At 40.2% G+C, this 4853-nt stretch carries 3 protein-coding genes and 1 tRNA gene; 2 read left to right on the top strand and 2 right to left on the bottom strand.

The features are described from left to right. Both HMPREF9007_RS12935 and HMPREF9007_RS12940 read right to left on the bottom strand, forming a co-directional pair. The coding region (locus tag HMPREF9007_RS12935) for a biotin/lipoyl-binding protein (protein ID WP_008761592.1) at positions 1-713 on the bottom strand (713 nt) is incomplete at its 3' end. Positions 714-719: 6 nt separating this feature from the next. Further along, a complete protein-coding gene (locus HMPREF9007_RS12940; protein WP_008761591.1) occupies positions 720-2132 on the bottom strand; it encodes a TolC family protein in 1413 nt (470 codons plus the stop codon). A 740-nt stretch (positions 2133-2872) separates the two neighbouring features. Between HMPREF9007_RS12940 and HMPREF9007_RS12945 the strand changes: the two genes are divergently transcribed. Both HMPREF9007_RS12945 and proS read left to right on the top strand, forming a co-directional pair. Then, positions 2873-2948: transfer RNA gene (locus HMPREF9007_RS12945), tRNA-Gly, on the top strand. Between the two features lie 262 nt (positions 2949-3210). Next, positions 3211-4704 carry a proline--tRNA ligase gene (gene proS / locus HMPREF9007_RS12950; protein ID WP_008761590.1) on the top strand — a complete coding sequence of 498 codons (1494 nt, stop codon included), beginning with the start codon at positions 3211-3213 and terminating at the stop codon, positions 4702-4704. Positions 4705-4853 lie beyond the last annotated feature (149 nt).

Below are 4853 nucleotides of genomic sequence, written 5' to 3'. Positions count from 1 at the left end.
ACAACCAGGTTCATAATAGGGGTTCCCGGCGCAACTAATTCCCCACGTTTAGGAAAGATGGTAGCTATCTGACCGTTTTCGGGTGCTGTCAGCCGGGCATCGACCAATAGTGCCGAAACTTCTTCCACCGTACTTCTGGCAGCATTCACCATACTGGCGGCAGATTCTTTATCTTCTTTCTGTGCACCGTCTACCGCCATCTGATATTGTTCATAGGCTGCCCGTTCGGCTGCAACAGCAGCTTTATACATAGCTTCCACTTCATCTTTCCGCTGGGAAGTGACAACACTGTCTTTATATAAGGTAAGAATACGGTTATAAGTTGTTTTGGCCAGTGTAAGATCACTTTTTGTTTTGTTCCATAGTTGCAGCGCGGTAGCAACAATCTGCCGGCGGGTACCGGCATCTATTTTCTTGTTCTGCTGTACGGCTACTTGCTCCAATGCATTCACCTGCTGATACTTGGCATGTATTTCGGGGCTGTTGATCACAACGAGAGTATCTCCTTGACGTACCCAGTCACCTTCCTGAACCAAAAAGGTATCGATACGTCCGGGAAGTTTCCCGCTAATACGGATTTCTGTCGCTTCTGCCTGCCCTTGCAGGACGAGCGGTTGTTTGTGCATCAAGATTATTCCCAGAGCAGTAAAAATACCGACTGCCAGCATAATAATGACGAATGCCCATGAAAGGGTTCTACTAGTTGGTTTCATTGTTTGTTACGGTTTAGGTTGATAGTTTACAAATTGTTCCGGTGTGCCGCAGAGTGAAAGAAGATTCATCAATGCCACATCATATTCATAATATGCTGCCAGACGAGCCACTTTTACGTTGGCAAGCATGGTTTCAGCATCAATCACTTCGGTAGAAGTTGCCATCCCTTCAGTAAAGGATTTCTTTCGGATACGTACCAGTTCTTCACTTAGTTCGATGGTCGCATTCAGTGCTTTTACGTTATCCTGAGCTTTCTCCAATTGTGTATAGAGTTTATCCACTCCGACAGCAAGATCATCGCGTGCTTTCATTTTCCCTAAAGCCAGCGTTTGCTGGGTTAGTTTTGATTGCCGGATCTTCTTTTCCCGATCCAATCCGTCAAAGAGATTCCATGTAAAGCCAATTCCCACCATGGTACGCGGCAGTAAATTGCTTTGAATGCCATGCGAATAGAGGGTCTGTTTTCCAAAAAGGGCTATATTCGGCAAGTATCCGCTTTGGGCAATCCGTACTTCCTGTTTAGCGATATGTTCTTGCAGCTGCAGTTGATTAAGCATATAGTTTCCGCTGTTGACCGACATATCAAAAAGCATTTTGGGTGGTAACGAATCATTCATGAAAAGGGGAGAAGTAGGAACGATATTCTCATCCGTATCTTTTTTATTCAACAAAACTTTCAAGGCACTCTGCACCACTGTTTCTTCCTTTCGTGCAGCTTCCAATGCCCGTTTTGCTTCATCCATATTCACTTGTGCAAACAGTCGTCCTGCTTTGTCTATCATTCCGGCAGCTTCCAGTTTCAAAGCATTTTCATAATGCTTCTGCAAACCTTTATATGTTTCTTCACGTACCGCTATGACCTGTTGTGCCAACCGCAGACCATAATAACTTTCTGCCAACAGGTTTTGCTGGCTTGCAGCAGTCTGTGCACGATTCTCTCGCGCCAGATCCACCATTGTCCGACCAATATTTGTTGCACGAAATCTTTTTCCTCCGGAAAAGAGCACCCATTCTGCCGACAGATCAACAGTCGTCAAGTTTCTCGGAGTTAGTGGAAAGACAAGAGTATTGGCTCCTATTTTATCCAGAACAGCTGAGATTATCTGGTCATCCGGAATAATTGAATGTACAAAGTCTTTTGCCGGATCAGTAAACTGAGACAATGGCTGCTTCACTTCTATCTTCTCGGACATATGCACAAATGCACCTGTAGACTGCAAGGTAGGATACCAAAAAGCATTGAGCTTATCACGTTCTGCCTTGGCAATCTCTATCCCCTTATCAGCTATCTTCAAGCTCTGATTTCCCTGATTAAGCAGGTGCAACGATTCTTCGAAACTTAGCGGTGTCTGTGCATTTGTCTGAATGACGAAAAAACACAAAGCCCATAGTACAAAAAGTATCTTATTTTTTTTCATGCTGGTTAGGTTAAATCTAAAATTGAGACTTTCTAACAGATGAGAGGACGGGTTTGTTCACTTTGGCAAACAGAGAAAGAATCTTAAAAAAATGTTCTATATTTAAGATTACACAAAGAATAGCCCCATACATATTTCATCAAACAGCAGAAATTATGCATAAAAACGCGTAATAATATACAGAATTTCAATATGTTTTTGCATATATATTATCGGATTATACAGAAAAAGAACGTTATTTGAGCTATTTCCTTTTTAAAGGAACGATTACTTGGTTTTAAACCAACAGGACGTTGGTCGGTGAAGAACGTTCTGCTCCTTTAAAAGGAACGAATAAAACACAAGTAAAACAGGTCATTTGTTTTGGATACGACTAATATCTCAATCATTTTAATCTTTCAGATTGAATCAGTTAGTAGCCATTCTATTAACTTATTGTTAGTATAGGCAGATAAAATCACGCATATTGATAAGAATTAAATCCAATAATATTAAGTTTTGAAAATATCTGATTAGAAATCCAGAGGATTTTATCGAATCATTTTATTTCTATCTGTATATTTTAAATTGTACAGCAATCGAATATACGATTTTTCATATCCGATTCTTTTTTTCATCTGGAATAGAAATTATATTATAGATTTTCCTCTGCTAAAATTTGAAGAAATTTATTTGAGATATAAAAATTATGTTTACCTTTGCATCAACATTTCATAAGGCTTTTATGAAAGATACAAGTTGCGGTAGTAGCTCAGTTGGTAGAGCATTAGCTTCCCAAGCTAAGGGTCACGAGTTCGAGTCTCGCTTACCGCTCCATTATAAAACAGGTAGTCAGACAATGACTATCTGTTTTTATATTTTTACAAGAGTTCTTTTAACTCATTTTCTTGATATTTTATGTATCAGATAAATACGATAAAGTCCTAGAAAAGTGACTATAATAGTAACTATAAATAGGTAAATCAGTCACATAAGGCGGTATAAAGAAAATAATGCAAGAAGAATAGGGCAGTTCGTTCCTTTTTCGTATTTTTGCACCCTGTTTTAACATCCAAGAAAACTTAAATAGAAAAATATAATGGCAAAAGAACTGAAAGACCTTACCAAACGTAGCGAAAACTACTCACAGTGGTATAACGATTTGGTGGTAAAAGCTGATTTGGCAGAACAGTCTGCCGTACGCGGATGTATGGTGATTAAGCCTTACGGATACGCAATTTGGGAAAAGATGCAACGTCAACTGGACGATATGTTCAAGGAAACAGGGCACGTGAATGCTTATTTCCCGTTATTAATTCCAAAATCATTCCTGAGCCGCGAAGCAGAACACGTAGAAGGTTTCGCTAAAGAATGTGCCGTAGTGACTCATTACCGTTTGAAAAATGCAGAAGACGGCTCTGGCGTAGTAGTAGACCCTGCTGCCAAATTGGAAGAGGAACTGATTATTCGCCCTACATCAGAAACAATCATCTGGAATACATATAAAAACTGGATTCAGTCTTATCGTGACCTGCCTATTCTTTGTAATCAGTGGGCAAACGTTTTCCGTTGGGAAATGCGTACCCGTCTTTTCCTGCGTACTGCCGAATTCCTGTGGCAGGAAGGACATACCGCTCATGCTACACGCGAAGAGGCAGAGGAAGAAGCGATCAGAATGCTGAATGTATACAGCGAATTTGCTGAGAAATACATGGCTGTTCCGGTAGTGAAAGGTGTAAAATCCGCTAACGAACGTTTTGCCGGTGCACTTGATACTTATACCATCGAAGCTATGATGCAGGATGGAAAAGCATTGCAAAGCGGTACATCTCATTTCCTCGGACAGAACTTTGCCAAGGCATTTGATGTTCAGTTTGTAAATAAGGAAAATAAGATGGAATATGTATGGGCAACTTCATGGGGTGTTTCTACCCGTTTGATGGGTGCTCTGATTATGACTCACTCCGATGATAACGGTCTGGTATTACCTCCACATTTGGCTCCGATTCAGGTAGTAATCGTTCCTATCTATAAGAACGACGAGCAACTGAAACAAATCGACGCGAAAGTGGAAGGCATTGTTGCCAAACTGAAAGCACTGGGCATTTCTGTGAAATATGACAATGCGGACAACAAACGTCCGGGCTTCAAATTCGCAGATTATGAATTGAAAGGTGTCCCTGTTCGTCTGGTGATGGGAGGACGTGACCTCGAAAACAATACAATGGAAGTAATGCGCCGTGATACACTGGAAAAAGAAACTGTGACTTGCGATGGCATCGAAACATACGTTCAAAAACTGCTCGAAGAAATTCAGGCAAATATCTACAAAAAAGCATTGGATTACCGCAATTCTAAAATCACGACAGTAGATACTTACGAAGAATTTAAAGAGAAAATCGAAGAAGGCGGCTTTATCCTGGCTCATTGGGACGGAACAACCGAGACTGAAGAAAAGATTAAAGAGGATACAAAAGCAACGATTCGTTGTATCCCATTCGATTCGTACGTTGAAGGTGATAAAGAACCGGGAAAATGTATGGTAACGGGCAAACCTTCTGCTTGCCGTGTCGTTTTTGCACGTTCTTATTAAAAACACATATCTATTTCAATAGTAAAAGAGTCAGATTTTCAAAATTGAGAATCTGACTCTTTTTTTATCCATTTCAGTTTTATTTCAGAAATATCCCTTTTCTTTGTAGACAGTAATAAAGAAAGGAGAAGATTTTATGAAGATATTAA

Source organism: Bacteroides sp. 1_1_14, from assembly GCF_000162515.1.
GTDB classification, from domain to species: Bacteria; Bacteroidota; Bacteroidia; order Bacteroidales; family Bacteroidaceae; genus Bacteroides; species Bacteroides thetaiotaomicron.
Note: the sequence above shows the minus strand (reverse complement) of the source record. Positions and strands in the feature narration are given on the sequence as shown.